At 44.4% G+C, this 17,764-nt stretch carries 17 protein-coding genes and 5 tRNA genes; 14 read left to right on the top strand and 8 right to left on the bottom strand.

The genetic code is table 11. The features are described from left to right. Nucleotides 1–75: 75 nt before the first annotated feature. Entirely contained in the window at nt 76–864 is a 789-nt protein-coding gene (locus ADU37_RS01455) for a BtpA/SgcQ family protein (RefSeq protein ID WP_058945956.1), read from the bottom strand. A 259-nt stretch (nt 865–1,123) separates the two neighbouring features. Then, nucleotides 1,124–1,711, bottom strand: a complete 588-nt coding sequence (locus ADU37_RS01460) for an RNA ligase partner protein (protein WP_082663001.1) — start codon at nt 1,709–1,711, stop codon at nt 1,124–1,126. Nucleotides 1,712–1,797: 86 nt separating this feature from the next. On the opposite strand from ADU37_RS01460, the gene ADU37_RS01465 reads away from it, so the two are divergent. Beyond that, nucleotides 1,798–2,994 carry a hypothetical protein gene (locus ADU37_RS01465; protein ID WP_058945957.1) on the top strand — a complete coding sequence of 399 codons (1,197 nt, stop codon included), beginning with the start codon at nt 1,798–1,800 and terminating at the stop codon, nt 2,992–2,994. 196 nt (nt 2,995–3,190) lie between these two features. Here the strand turns inward: ADU37_RS01465 and ADU37_RS01470 are convergent, their stop codons facing one another. The 3 genes from ADU37_RS01470 to ADU37_RS01480 are packed head-to-tail and all read right to left on the bottom strand — an operon-like array spanning nt 3,191 to nt 6,931. Then, nucleotides 3,191–5,491, bottom strand: coding sequence for a TRAP transporter fused permease subunit (locus tag ADU37_RS01470; protein WP_058945958.1), 2,301 nt, complete (start codon nt 5,489–5,491; stop codon nt 3,191–3,193). A gap of 1 nt (nt 5,492) precedes the next feature. Then, nucleotides 5,493–5,942 carry a DUF1850 domain-containing protein gene (locus ADU37_RS01475; protein ID WP_238981981.1) on the bottom strand — a complete coding sequence of 150 codons (450 nt, stop codon included), beginning with the start codon at nt 5,940–5,942 and terminating at the stop codon, nt 5,493–5,495. Beyond that, nucleotides 5,939–6,931 carry a TAXI family TRAP transporter solute-binding subunit gene (locus ADU37_RS01480; protein WP_058945960.1) on the bottom strand — a complete coding sequence of 331 codons (993 nt, stop codon included), beginning with the start codon at nt 6,929–6,931 and terminating at the stop codon, nt 5,939–5,941. The genes ADU37_RS01475 and ADU37_RS01480 overlap by 4 nt, the downstream gene beginning before the upstream one ends. 288 nt (nt 6,932–7,219) lie before the next feature. Here ADU37_RS01480 and ADU37_RS01485 point away from each other — a divergent pair, with 288 nt between their 5' ends. The 8 genes from ADU37_RS01485 to rpl12p all read left to right on the top strand — a co-directional run bounded on the left by ADU37_RS01485 (nt 7,220) and on the right by rpl12p (nt 12,704). Next, nucleotides 7,220–8,038: a D-aminoacyl-tRNA deacylase gene (locus ADU37_RS01485; RefSeq protein WP_058945961.1), complete on the top strand. Its 819-nt coding sequence runs from the start codon at nt 7,220–7,222 to the stop codon at nt 8,036–8,038. A gap of 133 nt (nt 8,039–8,171) precedes the next feature. Continuing rightward, the gene (gene ftsZ, locus ADU37_RS01490; protein WP_058945962.1) at nt 8,172–9,293 is read left to right on the top strand and encodes a cell division protein FtsZ; all 1,122 of its coding nucleotides are present in this window, start codon (nt 8,172–8,174) and stop codon (nt 9,291–9,293) included. Between the two features lie 125 nt (nt 9,294–9,418). Further along, nucleotides 9,419–9,610 (top strand): protein translocase SEC61 complex subunit gamma, encoded by a 192-nt coding sequence (locus tag ADU37_RS01495; protein WP_058945963.1) that lies wholly within the window; start codon nt 9,419–9,421, stop codon nt 9,608–9,610. Nucleotides 9,611–9,627: 17 nt separating this feature from the next. Then, on the top strand, nt 9,628–10,083 hold the full coding sequence (locus tag ADU37_RS01500) for a transcription elongation factor Spt5 (RefSeq protein ID WP_058945964.1): 456 nt from the start codon (nt 9,628–9,630) through the stop codon (nt 10,081–10,083). A 13-nt stretch (nt 10,084–10,096) separates the two neighbouring features. Continuing rightward, nucleotides 10,097–10,588, top strand: a complete 492-nt coding sequence (locus tag ADU37_RS01505; RefSeq protein ID WP_058945965.1) for a 50S ribosomal protein L11 — start codon at nt 10,097–10,099, stop codon at nt 10,586–10,588. Between the two features lie 81 nt (nt 10,589–10,669). Beyond that, the gene (locus ADU37_RS01510) at nt 10,670–11,320 is read left to right on the top strand and encodes a 50S ribosomal protein L1 (RefSeq protein WP_058945966.1); all 651 of its coding nucleotides are present in this window, start codon (nt 10,670–10,672) and stop codon (nt 11,318–11,320) included. A 5-nt stretch (nt 11,321–11,325) separates the two neighbouring features. Then, nucleotides 11,326–12,342, top strand: coding sequence for a 50S ribosomal protein L10 (locus tag ADU37_RS01515; protein ID WP_058945967.1), 1,017 nt, complete (start codon nt 11,326–11,328; stop codon nt 12,340–12,342). A gap of 47 nt (nt 12,343–12,389) precedes the next feature. Further along, entirely contained in the window at nt 12,390–12,704 is a 315-nt protein-coding gene (rpl12p, locus tag ADU37_RS01520; protein ID WP_058945968.1) for a 50S ribosomal protein P1, read from the top strand. A 15-nt stretch (nt 12,705–12,719) separates the two neighbouring features. On the opposite strand, the gene dcd is transcribed toward rpl12p, so the two are convergent. Further along, nucleotides 12,720–13,226 carry a dCTP deaminase gene (dcd, locus tag ADU37_RS01525; RefSeq protein ID WP_058945969.1) on the bottom strand — a complete coding sequence of 169 codons (507 nt, stop codon included), beginning with the start codon at nt 13,224–13,226 and terminating at the stop codon, nt 12,720–12,722. A gap of 46 nt (nt 13,227–13,272) precedes the next feature. Here dcd and ADU37_RS01530 point away from each other — a divergent pair. Then, nucleotides 13,273–13,348 (top strand) — tRNA-Arg (locus tag ADU37_RS01530). Nucleotides 13,349–13,533: 185 nt separating this feature from the next. On the opposite strand, the gene ADU37_RS01535 is transcribed toward ADU37_RS01530, so the two are convergent. Beyond that, nucleotides 13,534–13,611: transfer RNA gene (locus ADU37_RS01535), tRNA-Ile, on the bottom strand. Between the two features lie 8 nt (nt 13,612–13,619). Continuing rightward, nucleotides 13,620–13,695: transfer RNA gene (locus ADU37_RS01540), tRNA-Asn, on the bottom strand. 97 nt (nt 13,696–13,792) lie between these two features. Here ADU37_RS01540 and ADU37_RS01545 point away from each other — a divergent pair. The 4 genes from ADU37_RS01545 (at nt 13,793) to ADU37_RS01560 (ending at nt 17,760) form a co-directional block, all read left to right on the top strand. Next, nucleotides 13,793–13,869, top strand: a tRNA-Thr gene (locus tag ADU37_RS01545). A 7-nt stretch (nt 13,870–13,876) separates the two neighbouring features. Then, nucleotides 13,877–13,954: transfer RNA gene (locus tag ADU37_RS01550), tRNA-Pro, on the top strand. Between the two features lie 182 nt (nt 13,955–14,136). Beyond that, nucleotides 14,137–14,385, top strand: coding sequence for a DNA-directed RNA polymerase subunit H (locus ADU37_RS01555; RefSeq protein WP_058945970.1), 249 nt, complete (start codon nt 14,137–14,139; stop codon nt 14,383–14,385). Between the two features lie 18 nt (nt 14,386–14,403). Further along, nucleotides 14,404–17,760 carry a DNA-directed RNA polymerase subunit B gene (locus ADU37_RS01560; protein ID WP_058945971.1) on the top strand — a complete coding sequence of 1,119 codons (3,357 nt, stop codon included), beginning with the start codon at nt 14,404–14,406 and terminating at the stop codon, nt 17,758–17,760. Nucleotides 17,761–17,764 lie beyond the last annotated feature (4 nt).

A 17,764-nucleotide genomic window follows, 5' to 3' on the forward strand; every position in this document is an offset into this window, starting at 1 on the left:
CCTGAGGTTCCTTATCAGCCAAATAAAATTTCATCCTGACTGTATTGAAGAAATAAGAATTGAGGGAATGAATATTTAACCTTTTTGTCCTTTTCGGAGTTTTTCCACCAGTTCCACTAACTTTCTTGCCCTTTCTAGGTCGATGTCCTTCTTTGTGTCTCCATTTTCTTTAATCCATGTCCCGACAATAAACCCATCTGCGTAGCTCCACAGTTTTGGTAAATTCTCATAAGTTGTCCCAGAGCCAATCAAGACGGGAACACTTGAAAGTTCTTTGGCAAGTTTTAGCTTATCTATCCCCACTTCGCTACCCGTTCTTTTTCCGCTAATTATGACGGCATCTGCCAACCCTCTTTCAATAGTATCCCTCAGAGTTTCCTCAAAATCTCCGAAGTGGTATGCATGCTTAACGTGAACGTCTGCAAACACCTTAATTTTTGAAGGGAGGAGCTTTCTGAGCCTTGCAAGTTTATGAGCTTCCCCCTCAATTATTCCCTGATCCGTGTATGCAACTCCACTTAAGACGTTCACTCTAATAAAATCCGCCTTTACAGAATATGCTATGGAATAAGCGGCTATGGCATCATTTCTCAGGACGTTTATGCCAAGTGGGAGTGAAATCTCGTCTTTTATTGTTTTAGCAATGATGCTCATAGAGGCAACGGTTATAGGCTCAACAGTTTTCGGAAAGGGTACATCGTTAAAGTTCTCTATCATCACGGCATCAAATCCCGCTTTTTCCAATTTTTTTGCTTCCTTTAGGGCATGTTCGATAACATTATCGAGGTTATTTTGATAGAAGTATGAACCCGGCAAAGGCTTAAGGTGAACCATTCCGATGAGAGGCTTTTCCTCGAAGTTCATGAGACCACCGGAGGAAAATGGTGGCGTGAATAGTTAAAGTTTTGGGTGCTCTAAGTCTTAGGAATTCCAATCTCGATAGAGCACATGATTGTGATCTCTGAAGTTATGGGGGATTCTTCTGGCTTTCGTGTTTGTCCCCCTCTTTTTGAGAGAGAAAGTGATTTTTTCATAATTCTGCCTGGTATATTGTTAAAGAAAACGATGGATGACGGGCAAATATCGCCAATGCATGGGATAGACCCAAGCCTATCTTTTTCCTTTATCCTATTTTTTCCACGAGTTCATCGAGAACCTCCTTAAACCTTGCAGCATCTATCCACTTGATCCCCATCTTTTGGGCCCATGTTAAAATCCCAATATCTGCAGAAACAATTGTTGCATCGAGTTCTTTGGCCAGAAGAATGAGCTCAAAATCTTCCTTACTGTCCACAATTCCCTCTCGTAGAGCCTTTCTGTAGTTTCTCCTAAGTCTCTGGATTATTGCGTCCACATTTTGCGTGTCTATTACACTCTCTCTCACTGCCTTTTCAGCTACTCTAAGGCCTTTGTCTATCCTCCTCCTAATATCGTCAATGAGTTCATAAACGACAAAAGCAGGTATTTTGATGTCATGCACGTTGGGAGGTTTTTTGATTATATAAAGCTCAACATCGGGAGAAACTTCTTCGAGTTCAACAAAATGAGTTACCTCCTTGTAGATACCCGGAGGCATGTAGAATTCAACCCTGCCAAAAAGCCTCTCCGCGTACTCTAAAAATTTTTTCATGGCTTCTGTAGGGTTTTCTCCAAACTTGTTCCTAATATCTGGATTAACAAAGATGCTCGTGTCAAGCACAAAGCGGATCATTTTCACCACAATCTATTATTGTTCATTAGGCTTTAAAACGGTAACCTTAAATTTCAGTGCTCTCAACCTTTATTGGAGGTTGTAAAATGAAAGTGGGGGTAGCCTTTGGAATTAGCGAACTGGCAAATCCAAAAGCCTTTGAAAAGAAAGCTTCCGAATTTCTAATGAGGCTTGCCAATGAGTTTGAAATTGAGGGAGGAGTGTTTGTATCCTCAAAGTCAGAGACTAGGGAAGTAGACTTCAAGGACGTTGATGTTATAGTTCTGTATCCCCTAACTGGAGGTACTGAAAATGCTCTCAAAGAGTTCGCATACTATAGAAAACCGGTAATCCTCTTTGGGGACCCCTTTAATAACTCAATTGCTGCGGCAATAGAGCTTAGGGAGTATTTTAGGGACAGGCTAATTCCAGCAACGTTAGTGAAAAGCTTTGATGAGCTTAAAGCCGCTATTCTGGGTTATGATGATATGGGAGAAATCCTGAGCAAGTTTCTAAACCTCAGACTGGGATTGATTGGAAGAACTTCCATATGGCTCATAAACGAGAAGTTTGAGCTCCCCTATGTGCATATAAGCCTGAAGAAGTTCTACGAATACTACGAATCGACAACAGAGGCTGAAGGATGGAAAGCTATTGAGGAAATAATTGCAAAAGCCAAGGAGATCAAGGAGCCTCAGAGAGAAGACCTCGTGAGAGCAGGTAGGATATATGTGGCCCTTAAGAAAATAATTGAAGACTACAAGTTGGATGGGTTTGCAATAGGATGCTTTGAGATGCTGAACAGGCTTAAGGCTACTCCATGTTTGGCTTTAGCAATGCTTAACGCCGAGGGAATCCCTGCGGCGTGTGAAGGGGAGCTAAACTCCCTACTGGGAATGATTATAGTGAGAAAGTTCTTTGACAAACCGGCTTTTATGGGGAACATAGCAGACTATGGGGAAAATCATATAATATTGGCTCACTGCACAGCACCTTTAATAAGCGACTACATTCTCAGATCTCACTTTGAGAGCGGAAAGGGGGTTGGAGTGGCTGTAAGCCTTCCAAAAGGAAAGGCATCTCTCTTAAAGATTAGGGGTAAAAGAGCTGTAGTGGCAAGTGTTGAAGTTCTCGAGCAAGAAAAGAGTGAACACCGCTGCAGAACCCAGATGAAGCTCAAAATCGAAGAGGCAAAAGATTTCATCGACGGAACTCTTGGAAATCACCATCTTCTCGTCTATGTAGACAGTGAGGAGCTTGCTGATTTGCTAAGTGAGCTCGGCTTCGAAGTCATACTTTATTAACCACTTCTTTCTTTTAGCTAAAGGTTTATTAGTCCTTTATGCATTATTTTAAAAGCGGTGATTGTATGGAGCTAAGTGACAGGGAAAAAAGGATACTCGTTTACATTCTGGATAAGAACCATCTTAGATGCTGCTCAAAATATACAAAACCTCACTCAATCAATAATTGAGGAACTGCAAAAAACAAAAGAAGAAGTCAGTCCATGAGCTTTCTATCAAAAATTCTAAGCCCTACGAGAGTTGCTACTCCAATTGCAACCGGGACTATGTGGAGACTCGCCGCGGCAATGCCTATTGCTCCAATAACTGCTCTTATCTCCTTTCTGAGGTTTTTCTGGAACCAGCCAGTGAGTGCTATCGCCAAGAGATACATGACTAAAAGCGTAGCCCCAAAATCGTAAAGCACCTGGAGAGCCGTTGTTGCTGTCCAATTCTCCACGGTTATTAAGAACATCTCTGGATGGTTGAAATAAATGTATGGTCCAATGTACCCAGCCAAGGCATATTTCACGGCATTCATGGCTGTCTTCCAGAAATCTCCTCCCGCTAAAGCTGAACCCGCATAAGAAGCCAAAGCTACCGGTGGGGTAACATCGGCGAGTATTCCAAAGTAGAATACAAAGAAGTGAGCTGCCAAAAGGGCTATCGGAGTCGTAAATCCAGGGACGGGAGAGCTATAGGGCTGTAAACCTAAGACTGCATTATATATTGCTGGAGCAGCCACAAGAGATGTTATTATATAGTTTGCTGTAGTTGGTACTCCCATTCCTAAGATTAGGCTGAAGACCATGGTCAACAGAAGCAGTAACCACAAATTGCCTGCGGTTAGGTCGATTAACCTGTAACCCAAACTTGTAACCAATCCCGTCATTGTAAGTACACCTTGGATAAGTCCAGCGCTTGCTGCTGCCAACATTACACTTGTGCTTGTTTTCCCAGCATCGATCATGGATTCGTAGGTGGCTGAGTACATTTTCTTGCCATCCTCGCTTTTTGAGATATACCCAACTATTAGCGAGAAAGCTATCCCCATTACGCCGCTCATCAGTAGTATTTGCTCTTTTCTCATTCCCAGGTACTTGGTTAGGGCTATGAAGAGAATGAAGAGCAAGCTTATGTACAGCTTTTCGTTAAATTCCAGCAGTTTGGTTGAAAAAGACAATACTATTAAGGACAATGCAAGCAAAATAAGGACTATTGTCACTGTTAATGCCATTTCTCTGCCGGTAAACATAAGGATCGTGGTTGTTATTACTGAAGCTACGTAAATTCCTTCATGCCCCCTAATGTTGTCCTTTGATATCCAGGCTATCCAGATTGCTATCCCTAAAGAAGAAATTGCAGATATGTGTGGGAGTATCCCCCAAACTAACGCCACCGTAATAACGGCTATTGGGAGTAGTATGTAGAGCTTTCTAATGAAATAGTTAAGAGGCGCGAATTTCTCCTTCGGCATTCCTTTTAGCCCGAGCCTTTTCGTTTCTAGGTCTATGAACAGATAAACACCCGAGTAGTAAACTAAAGCGGGTAGCACAGCGGCTATGATTAACTTGTTATAAGGAATCCCGAGAAATTCAGCCATAATAAACGCGGCCGCACCCATTATAGGGGGCATTAACTGTCCACCAGTGGAGGCAACAGGCTCGACGGCTCCGGCAACTTCGAGGGGATAGCCGGCTTTTTTCATCAAGGGTATGGTAAAAGTCCCCGTGGTTAGAACGTTGGCAACGCTTGAGCCGCTTACAGTCCCCATTAGCCCACTTGAGACAACTGCTGATTTAGCAGGCCCTCCTGGACGGGAGCCAAAGAGAGATATCATGAACTCCGTTATGTAATCACTTATCCCAATTTTTAGCAAAAATACCCCAAAAAACACAAAAGCGAATACATAAATTGTCATAACGAAAAATGGGATTCCGAAGATTCCCTCATCGAAATACAGCTGCTGGGTAAACCTGATCCAGTTAAACCCTATATTGTTTATTCCATAAAGCAAAAACACAACCACAACAAGCGGAAGAACCCACCCGAGTACTCTTCTTGTTGCCTCCAGCACCAATATTATTGCCATTACGCCAAAAATAACATCGGTCATGTATACCTCCGCATATGTGGCGTACCTTTGATATACAAGGAATAGGTACATTGATGAGATAACCCCGAGTGCTGCCAGGATATAGTCATACCACGGAACTTTTTTGAGATATTCTTTCTTTTTCTTTATGGGGTAGAGAAGGTATGTTATTAGGAGGATCATTGCAAGAACGAAGGCTTCTCCTTGCTTAGTTTGAAAAGTTGTCTTTAGCGGGCTGATGGTAATACCCATTCTTGAGAAGAGATCATACAATGTGTAATTGAAGTTGAATATGAAAAGGATCTCGTAGATACCTATTAAGATTGCGGCTATTTTTATCACGTTCTCAAGCTTTGGAGGAAGTGTTCTCGTTTTTTCCAGCACGATCTCCTCTACTTTTTCAGATTTTTCTTCGATTTCCATATCAGCACCTCCCGATTATTACAAGTATAAGCGGACATTTCCTCACATTAAAATTCACAGGGGTTTCTTTGGTTGGAGACAATATAACTTCTCCGTTCACACTAATTTTTGCGTGATTCAAGGGAATAAACCAAAAGCTGAGACTCTTTCCGAGGGGAATATTGACTTTTTTGACATAATAGCCGTTTTCCAAGTATTGGAGGTCCTCTGGAAGGCCCGCTCCAAAGTCCTTCCACCACATTCCAGTGACGTACAAGCCTGTTTTGTTGACTTTAAGCTCTTCTACGACTTCACTTCTCTGAACACTGTGTATGTAGGCGATCTTTACGTCCTTCTCACCAAGAAGGCTCACATACGAGTGAGTCCCATCGCTTATTACAAGAACATTCGCGGGAAAAAGAAGTATTATAAGAGAAGGAAACAAAAAAAGAAACCTCTTCAAAAGGTTCACCCTTTAAGCTCTTCTGGAATGCTCAGACCTTTCTCTTCATAGTACTTTATTGCTCCGGGGTGCAGTGGTATGCTCATACCGTCAAGGGCTGTTTCTAGGCTTATAAGTTGGGCTTTCTGGTGAACTGCCCTAAGTTGGTCGACGTTTTCGAACAATATCTTAGTCATCTTGTAAACTGTGTCTTCTGAAAGATCAGCACTCACGGCAAGCATTGCTTTAACGGCTAGGGTTGGGGTGTCCTCTTCAACACCATTGTAGGTTCCCTTTGGAACTACTTGCCTGACGTAGAATATGTACCCCTGTTGTTTGAGCTTGTTAAGAATGTCATCTGGAATTGGAAGGACTCTAACCGGTGTCTGGACGGCTATTTGGTTAACTGACGGGGTTGGAATTCCAGAAACAATAACGGCCGCATCAACTTGGCCGAGCTTAAGGCTTTGTGAAGCCTCGCTGAACTGTTGGTTCACCTTTTCAATGCTGTCCCAAACGCCAGCCGCTCTAAGTACTTGCTCCGCAGCAACGGCGGTTCCGCTTCCTGGGGCACCTATGGCCACTTTCTTTCCAGCCAGATCTTGAAGTGTTTTAATATCGCTATCTGCCCTAACGATGAATTGCACCGTTTCTGGATAAAGGGCGGCAACTCCTCTAATGTTTTTTATTGCTTGCCCTTCGAACATGTAGAGACCGTTGTAGGCATAGTAAGCCACATCGTTCTGGAGGACTGCAGCCTGAGCGGTTCCATCTCCAATTGCCTTTGCGTTTGCCACGCTTGCACCGCTTGTAACGGCCTTAGCTGGGACACCATTTTTAGTTAAGATCTCCGCATACTTAGAGCCGAGAGGGAAGTAAACTCCTCCGGTTCCACCGGTATAGATGGTTATTTCTTGGGCTTGGGTTGTTGTCTGAGTTTGTGTCGCTTTTTGAGTACAGCCCGAAACAATCAAACCAAGGGCCAAAACCAATATCAAACCAATTGCTTTCCACTTCATTTTTTACATCCCCTTTTTTATACATTCAAAATATATTACAGCATTTGCCTCATTATATACTTTACGGTTGTAAACTTTTACCTATCTGTAAATCATTAGTTTTTGAGTATTCCGGTCTGTTATTGAAAATTTTCTGGAAATTTATTCACTTAAATCAAGATAACACATTTAAGAGAGTGCCTTTAAAAGAACTTACCTCTTTTCCATGTCATATGTAGGGCTGAATGATTTTGATGGCAGAACGTTAAGGTTTTTATGCTAAAACTCAATGCTCCATAGGGGATAAGGATGAAGGTTATAATGACGACCAGCGTTGATTTAGCATCCATGAACATTAGGCATAAGCTGATTGAGCATTTTGGATTTCGAGAGACAGAGCAGAAATTCGATGGAACTCAAGTTTATCATTGGAAAGACACTGTGTTATTAACAACTGACAGGGAAATGATATACTATGATCATCTCGACAGGGAGATAACAAACCAGCTAAACATAACCCCAGAGATAATAATTTTCGCATCTAGGCATTCAAGTCAGCAAAAGCTTCCGGCTTTAACGACCCATGTAACTGGAAACTGGGGAAAGGCCATTTATGGGGGAAAAGATGAAAGCTTGGCTATTGCAGAACCCAGGGCAATGAAGCTTGCACTTCTAAAGTTGCGTGAATTAAACACCCTGGGGTGGACTGTATGCTACGAGGCAACACACCATGGGCCAAGTGAGCTTGGAGTGCCTTCCCTTTTTATAGAGATTGGCTCCAGCAAAGAGGAATGGAAAAACGAGGAAGCCGGAGAGATAATTGCAGAGACGATTTTATACGTGCTGGAAAATTATCAAAAAAGCAAATTCAAAACTGCAATTGGGATTGGTGGGGGGCATTACGCTCCCAAACAAACAAAAAAAGCGCTGACCTCTGATATTGCTTTTTCCCACATAGCCGCAAAATATGCGCATCCGCTGTCTAAGGAAATGCTCCTCAAGGCCATAAAAAGAACTTCGGGAGAAGTTAATGCCATCTACGTCGACTGGAAAGGGAGCAAAGGAGAAACAAGGCAGATTGCAAGGGATTTAGCTGAAGAACTGGGCTTAGAATTTATCAAAGACTAACAAAAGAAGCGAAATGCTTAAAGCTTTAAAAGTACACATTTAAATATCGGCTGAACTAATTTGGCTAAGGTTTATATATGTAGAGAATGTGAAAAAACATTTAGAACTGTTACCGATATGGGAGGGTGAAAAGATGTTGAAACTAATTGAAAACGCGATAGAAAGGACCTCCGTCGGGGCAAATGCTCCACTTGAAGTACAAGCTCCATCTTCTGACATTGATGAGGAGCTTAAGAGAATATTAGAGCAAGTGCAGGCAAAGATATATGTCATCGGTGTCGGTGGTGCGGGCTGTAACACCGTTAATAGAATGATGGATGTTGGAATTCAAGGTGCCAAGATAATTGCTGTTAATACCGATGCTCAGGATCTTTTAAAGATAAAAGCTCACAAAAAGATACTCATTGGTAAAGAGCTTACGAGAGGACTTGGTGCTGGGAACAACCCAAAAGTTGGCGAAGAGGCTGCAAAAGAAAGCGAGAGGGATATTAGAGATGCTCTTGAAGGAGCCGACATGGTCTTCATAACCTGCGGTCTTGGAGGGGGAACCGGAACCGGTGCCGCCCCAATAGTTGCAGAGCTGGCAAAAAAGATGGGTGCTCTAACGGTTTCTGTAGTAACGCTTCCATTTACCGTTGAAGGCATAAGGAGAATTAAAAACGCTGAATATGGTCTTGAGAGACTTAGAAAGAACAGCGATACTGTCATAGTCATTCCGAACGACAAGCTTATGGAAGTTGCGCCCAATTTGCCAATTCATATGGCATTCAAAGTTGCCGATGAAATTCTTGTTCAGGCTGTTAAGGGCATTACAGAACTAATTACAAAGCCGGGTCTAATTAACCTTGACTTTGCGGATGTGAAGGCGGTCATGAAAGACGGCGGCGTTGCAATGATTGGTATTGGTGAGAGCGATAGTGAAAAGAGGGCTTTGGAAGCAGCAACACAAGCATTGAACAGCCCATTGCTTGACGTCGACATAAGCGGTGCTAAAGGGGCATTAATAAGCATTGCGGGAAGCGACGTTAAACTCGAGGAAGCCCAGCAGATAATCGAACTAGTCACCAGCAAGCTTGATCCAGAGGCTCAGGTAATATGGGGAATACAGCTTGATCCAGAACTCGAAAAGAGCATAAGGGTGATGGTAGTTGTGACCGGAGTCAGCTCTCCATATGCAGTAGTTGAGGAATCTGAAATCTCATATTCCCCAGAGGAAGAAAAGAAAGTTATTAAGCTCGACTTAACCGAGCTTTAAATTTTGTTTTAATTTCTCTGGCTTTTTGTTCTCCCTTAAATTTATAAATAAACTGAGGGGATATAAGCACAACTTTTAAATAGTCGAGGAATAGTCAAGTCTGAAAGTCGTGAGGGGTGTTAAAAATGGCAGAGAGCTACACAGAAAAGTTTAAAAACTTCATATCTGAGTCAAAGAGAGTTTTACTTGTGACCAAAAAGCCAAGTTGGAAGGAGTATAAGCTTGCTGCCAAGATAACGGGCATTGGAATTATTTTAATAGGCTTTATCGGCATGCTTATCCACATTATTGGTACATTGATAGAAGGTGGAGCATAACTCCCTTGGTGGTAGAAATGGACTCGAAGATATTTGCAGTAAGGGTAACAGTTGGACAGGAAGAGAACACTGCCAAGCTTATTTACAGTAAGGCAAAGACCTACAACCTGCCTATTAGGGCAATTTTAGCTCCTTCCAAGGTTAAAGGGTATATCTTTGTTGAGGCTGCGGAGAAAGCAGCGGTGGATGAGGCAATCAGGGGCATCAGACATGCAAAAGGAACCCTACCTAGAGAGATAGCCTTTAGCGAGATAGAGCACTTCCTTGAAGAGAAACCCGCAGTTAGCGGATTTGAACCTGGAGATATTGTCGAGCTTATTGCCGGTCCGTTTAAGGGAGAAAAGGCTAAGGTTGTCAGAGTTGATGAAGCAAAAGATGAGGTTGTTGTCGAACTCATCGGAGCTATAGTACCGATCCCCGTTACGGTTAGAGGGGAATACGTTAGGCTTATAAGCAAACGCTCAGAGGAGTAGAGGGGTGAAGAGAATGGCAAAAAAACAAATTGTTGAAGTGTTGGTTGAGGGTGGTAAAGCTACTCCCGGTCCTCCACTGGGTCCAGCAATTGGTCCCCTAGGGCTGAACGTTAAGCAAGTAGTTGATAAGATAAACGAGGCGACAAAGGATTTTGCGGGAATGCAGGTTCCAGTTAAGATTATTGTAGACCCAGTGACGAGACAATTTGAGATTGAGGTTGGTACCCCTCCAGTAAGCCAGCTTATAAAGAAGGAGCTTGGCCTTGAGAAAGGTTCAAGTGAGCCAACAAGAAACATTGTGGGAGATTTAACAATGGAACAGGTTATCAGGATAGCAAAGGCAAAGAAGCAGCAAATGCTTGCAGCTGATCTAAAAGCTGCTGTCAAAGAAGTCATAGGAACGGCACTGAGCATGGGAGTTACCGTGGAAGGTAAAGATCCAAGAGAAGTGCAGAAGGAAATAGACGAAGGAGTTTATGACGAAGTATTTGCAAAGGTGGAGTGAGGGAAAAGTTTAAAAATCTCTCCTTTTACGAACTTTTGATTTTCCTTCCAGCTTAAATAAAAAAAGAAGGAGGTCAGAAAAATGGCCTTTGACAGGCAAAAAATCGTGGAAGCGGTGAAGGAGGCTAAAGCCCGGGCTAAGCCGCGTAACTTCACACAGACCGTCGAAGTGGCAGTAAACCTCAAGGATATTGACCTTAAAAAACCTGAAAACAGGTTTAAGCTTGAGGTTGTTTTGCCACACGGTCGTGGGAAGGAGCCAAAAATTGCGGTCATCGCTGATGGTGCCGTTGCCGAGGCGGCTAAAAAGCTCGGGCTTGATGTGATTAGTGGTGAGGAATTGGAGGAATTGGGGAGCAACCCAAGAGGCGCGAGAAAGATAGCCAAGAAGTATGACTTTTTCATAGCAGCTGCTCCTCTAATGCCAAAGATTGGTAGACACCTTGGTAGATACTTAGGTCCAAGAAATAAGATGCCCACGGTAGTTCCACCCACAGTAACCGACCTTACACCATTTGTTGAAAGGCTTAAAAAGACTGTAGGGATACAGCTCAAAAACAACCCGGTAGTACATGCTCCAGTTGGCACAGAGAACATGGACGATGAAAAGCTTGCAGAGAACATTGAAGCAGTGCTTAATGCAATAATAGGAAAGCTCGAAAGAGGAGAGAGCCAAATTAAGTCAGTATACGTCAAAACAACAATGGGTCCAGCTGTAAAAATAGAGGGGTGATATAGATGGCTCATGTCGCTGAGTGGAAGAAGAAGGAAGTTGAAGAACTTGCCAAGCTTATCAAGAGCTATCCAGTGGTTGCCCTTGTAGACGTGGCAGAGGTTCCAGCTTATCCCTTATCAAAGATGAGAGAAAGCCTTAGAGGCAAAGCCGTGCTTAGGGTTTCGAGAAACACCCTAATCGAGCTTGCAATTAAAAAAGCCGCTCAGGAGCTCAATAATCCAGATCTTGAAAAGCTTGTTGGTTACATCCAGGGTGGAGCGGGTATCCTTGTTACAGAAATGAACCCATTTAAGCTTTACAAATTCTTAGAAGAGAGTAAAAAGCCAGCTCCAGCTAAGCCCGGAGTTCCAGCTCCAAGAGACATTGTAGTTCCTGCAGGACCAACACCTCTCCCACCAGGACCTCTTGTAGGTGAGATGCAGGCTTTAGGAATTCCCGCAAAGATTGAGAGGGGTAAGATTTCGATTCAACAAGACACCGTAGTGCTTAAAGCTGGCGAGATTATAACTCCTCAGCTTGCTAACATTCTTAACCAGTTGGGAATTGAACCCCTTGAAGTGGGACTTAAGTTGCTCGCCGCTTACGAGGACGGCATTGTTTACACACCGGAAGTCCTTGCAATTGACGAGGAGCAGTACATCAGCATGATTCAACAGGCTTATATTTATGCCTTCAACTTGTCCGTAAACGTAGCATACCCAACAAAACAAACAATCGAGGCAATCATCCAGAAGGCATTCCTTGGTGCAAAGAACGTTGCTGTGGAAGCGGGGTACATTACCAAAGAGACCGCTGGGGACATACTTGGCAGGGCATTCAGAGTTGCATTGCTCATAGCTCAAGAGTTGCCAGAGGAGTTGCTTGATGAGAAGACCAAAGAACTTTTAAACCAACAAGCACAAGTTATAGCGGCTCAGCCTCAGCCAGCTGAAAAGGCTGAGGAGAAAGTTGAGGAAGAGGAGGAAGAAGAGGAGAAGGAAGAAGAGGCTCTCGCTGGATTGGGAGCTTTGTTTGGTTGATGCGCATCAAATAACAAAGAATAAAGATAACTCGGAGGTGTAAGGAGATGGAGTATGTATACGCTGCTTTATTGTTACACGCCGCTGGTAAGGAAATAACCGAAGAGAACATAAAGGCCGTACTCCAAGCTGCTGGAGTAGAGGTTGATGAGGCAAGAGTAAAGGCTCTCGTTGCAGCCCTTGAGGGAGTCAACATCGATGAGGTTATAGAAAGGGCTGCAATGCCAGTTGCAGTTGCAGCTGCTCCAGCTGCAGCCCCAGCTGCTGAGGCTCCTGCAGAGAAAGCTCCGGCAAAAGAGGAAGAGAAAGAAGAGGAGAAGGAAGAAGAGGTTCTTGCTGGACTTGGAGCCCTCTTCGGCTGAACTCCCTTCATTTCTTTATATTTCAGTTTTTCCTGAGCCGATATTACAACCGGCTTTGGACTTTCTTTTGGATAAAACTAAGTGCTGGCTTCCCTGATAGCTACCCCTATAGGGGTTGCTTGACGGCTCTTCAAGCCTTATGAATGCTATCTGCACGAACCTCTCTCCGTAGTGGAGGACCACTTCTTCTTCGGAGCTGTTGAATAATGCTAACGTAAGGTTCCCATCCCACCCCGGGTCAACCCATGCAAAACTTCCCAAGAGCCCTTCTCTTGCAAAAGTGCTCCTCAATCTCATGTCTCCCATAACATCATCTGGAAGCTTTACCCTCTCCAAGGTCAGAATTAGAGCATGTCCTTTGGGGGGAATGACTACTTTTCCCTCTCTTTCCACATCTACAAATTCCCCATTGACCATGGCCTCTTTTCCCACTCTTAGGTCATAGCCTGCCGGCTGAAGGGATTTTTCGTCAAACGGTTCTATTAGTATCTCCTTTCTAATTTTATGGTCTGGCAGCATCATTTTATCACCGCAACTTTTATGTAGGCATGCATTATAACTCTTTTGAGGGCCCGTGGCCTAGGGGATTGGGCGTCGGCCTTCGGAGCCGAAGGTCCCGGGTTCGAATCCCGGCGGGCCCGCCATATTCAGGAAACATCGCTTGATAGGAATCTATGCCGAGAATACCTTATAGAACCAAATATCCTCTCCGAGTGGGTTCATAAAAAGCCGTTAATCAAGCCTAAAATGGAACTTGGATGAGATTTCCTTCGTGGATTTCTGCCGGATTTGGAGTCCAAAGAAGAATGACTTATTGTTGAGAGAGAAGTGGTGGGCCCGGGGGGCTTTGAACCCCCGACCACGCGGTTATGAGCCGCGCGCTCTGACCAGGCTGAGCTACGGGCCCACAAAGACTGGCGCCGCCGGCCCGACTTGAACGGGCGACCACCGGATTAACAGTCCGGCGCTCTACCGACTAAGCTACGGCGGCACGAACCCAATCATAGGGAGTATAAGTGAATTTATAAAGCTTACGGTGGCTCTGGGCGAAAAGTTTATATACTAACTTAAGCCTTTCTTCATTCGGTGCCCCGGTAGCCTAGCCTGGTGGGGCGGCGGACTTGTAATCCGCAGGCCGCGGGTTCAAATCCCGCCCGGGGCTCCATTGCAATGGGGCCGTGGGGTAGCTTGGCCTATCCTGCGGGCTTTGGGAGCCCGTGACCCGAGTTCAAATCTCGGCGGCCCCACCATAATAATGATCACCTAAATACATCGATAAGATGTTAAGGCGTCCAGAAGAGTTCTTAAACTTTACGCAAACAATATAAACCCTCTTTCAGACTAAACTCACGAAAAGCTTATATACTCAAATTGAAAGCTGGAGGTAGTGAGAGGGTGTACCTTCTAAAAATTTTAAAGGGGGCAATTCTCTGTGACGGCGAAAAAAACCTTTACAATATTTGATCACGTGTTAGTTCCTGAGCACAGAATCCTCAGCGAAGAAGAAAAAGAAGAGCTGCTTAAGAAGTACAAAGTTAAGCTTTCTCAGTTACCCCAAATCAAAGCAAGCGATCCAGCGGTTCAGGCCCTTGGTGCCAAGCCCGGGGATGTTATAGAAATAAAGAGGAAAAGCCCTACTGCGGGGGTTTATTACTATTATAGAATTGTTGTGGAAGACTGAAGTTTTTGAGGTGAGAAAATGAGAGGCCCTACTGTTGTTGAGGTTACTCCGGATGATCTTTGGGAAGTTATGAAAAGCTACTGGGAAGAAAAGGGACTTGTAAGACAGCATCTCGATTCTTACAACGCTTTCATTGATCATGGAATGCAGGAAGTAGTTAACGAGTTCGGTGGAGTCAAGCCAGACATTCCAGACTTCGAGGTCAAATTCGGAAGGATAAGGCTTGGTGAGCCAGAGTTCCAAGAGGCCCACGGGCAGAGGAAGCCACTTTATCCAATGGATGCAAGAATTAGAAACCTTACCTACTCGGCGCCGATTTTCTTGGAAATGATACCCGTTGTCAAGGGGATCGAGCAAGAGCCCGTTGAGGTCAGAATTGGAGAAATGCCGGTAATGCTTAAGTCAAAAATATGCAGACTTTATGGGTTAAGTGATGAAGAGTTAATTGCCCATGGAGAAGATCCAAAAGATCCAGGAGGATATTTCATAATCAATGGTTCTGAAAGGGTTATTGTCTCTATCGAAGATTTAGCACCGAACAGAACACTTGTAGAAATTGATGAAAGACAGAGCAGATATATAGCGAAGTGTTTCTCCTACAGACATGGCTACAGAGCTTTGATAACAGTGGAAAGAAGAAAAGATGGTTTGCTTTACGTTTCTATTCCAAACGTGCCCGGTGTCATAAAGTTCGTTTACGTCATGAGGGCCCTTGGTCTTAAGAGTGATAAAGAGATCGTCGATGCTGTGAGCAACAACCCTGAGATTCAGCAGGTTCTCTTTGACAATCTGGAAGACGCAAGCGATATACAGACTCAAGAAGAAGCTTTGGATTACATAGGAAAGAAGGCTATGCCGGGACAGCCAAGGGAGTATAGGTTGAGAAGGGCTCAATCAATAATTGACAACAACCTTCTCCCCCACATGGGAGTCTCCCCAGAAGACAGAATAAGAAAGGCCTATTACCTTGGAATGATGGCTCTTAAGGTTATCGAACTCTCCCTCGGACTTAGAGGAGAGGATGACAAAGACCACTATGCGAACAAGAGGCTCAAACTTGCCGGCGACCTCTTGAAGGATCTCTTTAGAGTTGCCTTCGGTCAGCTCGTTAAGGACATGCAGTATCAGCTCACCAAAACCTACCAGAGAAAGGGTGAAAAATACACCTTCCAAGATATTCAGAAGTTTGTGAGAAATTCTGTGAGACCGGATGTACTAACGGAGAGAATTGAACACGCTCTGGCAACTGGAGCTTGGCCCGGGGGAAGAACCGGTGTCAGTCAGCTCTTGGATAGGACTAACTTTATGTCAACTCTCTCTCACTTGAGAAGAGTTACTTCTCCACTAAGCAGAGAGCAGCCCCACTTTGAAGCGAGAGACCTTCACGGTACCCACTGGGGAAGAATCTGTCCAACGGAAACCCCTGAAGGTCCCAACTGTGGTCTGGTTAAGAATCTTGCTTTAATGTCCCAAATAACAACCGCGATTCCAGAGGAGGAAGTTTTGGAGTATCTGGAAAGCCTTGGCATAGTGCACATCGAGGAGAAGAGACCGGAGCCAGAGGACTGGAGAATATATCTAAATGGAGTTCTCATTGGGACCTATAAAGACGGTATTTCTTTGGTAAACAAGATAAAAAGCGACAGAAGGGCTGGAAGAATCAGCGATGTGATAAACGTTGCTTATTATGAAGACGTTAGGGAAGTATACATTAACAGCGACGATGGTAGGGTTAGGAGACCCCTCATCATTGTTGAAAACGGCATTCCAAAGCTTACAAGAGAGCATGTTGAGGCCATAAAGAAGGGAACTCTCAAATGGAGCGATCTTGTGAGAACTGGGGTTATTGAGTATCTCGATGCTGAGGAAGAGGAAAATGCCTACGTGGCAACTTGGCCATGGGAGGTTACTGAAGAGCACACCCACCTTGAGATAATGCCAGCTGCAATACTTGGATTGCCGGCATCACTTGTTCCATATCCAGAGCACAACGCCGCTCCAAGAAACACCTATGGGGCAGGTATGGCCAAGCAGAGCCTTGGTTTGGGCTGGGCGAACTTTAGAATAAGGGTGGACACGAGGGGTCATTTAATGCACTATCCTCAAATTCCTCTCGTTAATTCGAGGATTATGGAGGCAGTAGGTTTTGAGCAGAGGCCGGCAGGCCAAAACTTTGTAGTTGCAGTTCTCAGTTATGGTGGATATAACATGGAAGACGCAGTTATCATGAACAAGGCCTCCATTGAGAGGGGATTGGCGAGATCAACGTTCTTTAGAACATATGAGGCTGAAGAAAAGAAATACATGGGTGGGCAGACAGATAAGTTCGAAATTCCAGATCCAACTGTTAGAGGATTCCTTGGTGAAAAATACTACAGGCATCTTGACGAAGATGGTATAATATTCCCAGAATCAAAGGTGGAAGGGAAGGACGTTCTGGTTGCGAGAACTTCTCCACCGAGGTTCCTTGAAGAGCAAGCTAGCTTAGGCGCTGGTATACTCCAGGGAAGGAGGGAGACGAGCATAACTATGAGACCCGGGGAGGAAGGGATAGTTGATAAGGTCATATTGACCGAAACGGGAGATGGAACAAAACTTGTTAAAGTGACGGTTAGAGACCTTAGAATTCCAGAAGTTGGTGACAAATTTGCTTCAAGGCACGGACAGAAGGGTGTTATCGGGCTTATAGTGCCTCAAGAGGACATGCCGTGGACAGAGAGCGGAATAGTTCCGGATTTAATAGTTAACCCACACGGTATCCCAAGCCGTATGACTGTTGGACAGCTTATCGAAGCAATAGGTGGAAAAGTTGCTTCACTTAAAGGAAGAAGGATAGACGGAACCGCTTTCATTGGAGAACCTGAGGAAAAACTCAGGAAGGAGCTCGAAGAGCTTGGCTTCAAACACAACGGAAGAGAAGTTATGTACGATGGAATCACCGGAAGAAGGTTTGAGGCGGATATATTTGTTGGTGTTATATACTACCAGAGACTCCACCACATGGTAGCAGATAAGCTGCACGCACGTTCAAGGGGTCCGGTGCAGGTTCTCACAAAACAACCAACTGAGGGTAGGGCAAGAGAGGGAGGTCTCAGGTTCGGTGAAATGGAGCGTGACGTTCTCATTGGACACGGTGCATCGATGCTCTTGGTGGAGAGGCTGCTGGAGGAAAGCGACAAAACAGAGGTCTGGGTATGTGAGAGCTGTGGACATTTGGCAATCGAGGACAAGCGTAGGGATAAGGTCTACTGCCCAGTTTGTGGAGAGGAGGAGAAGATAAGCAAGGTAGAGATGAGCTATGCCTTCAAGCTGTTGTTGGATGAGATAAAGGCCATGGTTATTAGACCATCGTTAAAACTCAAGGAGAGGGTGTAGGGCT

It is taken from the genome of Thermococcus sp. 2319x1 (assembly GCF_001484685.1).
Lineage (GTDB): Archaea > Methanobacteriota_B > Thermococci > Thermococcales > Thermococcaceae > Thermococcus_A.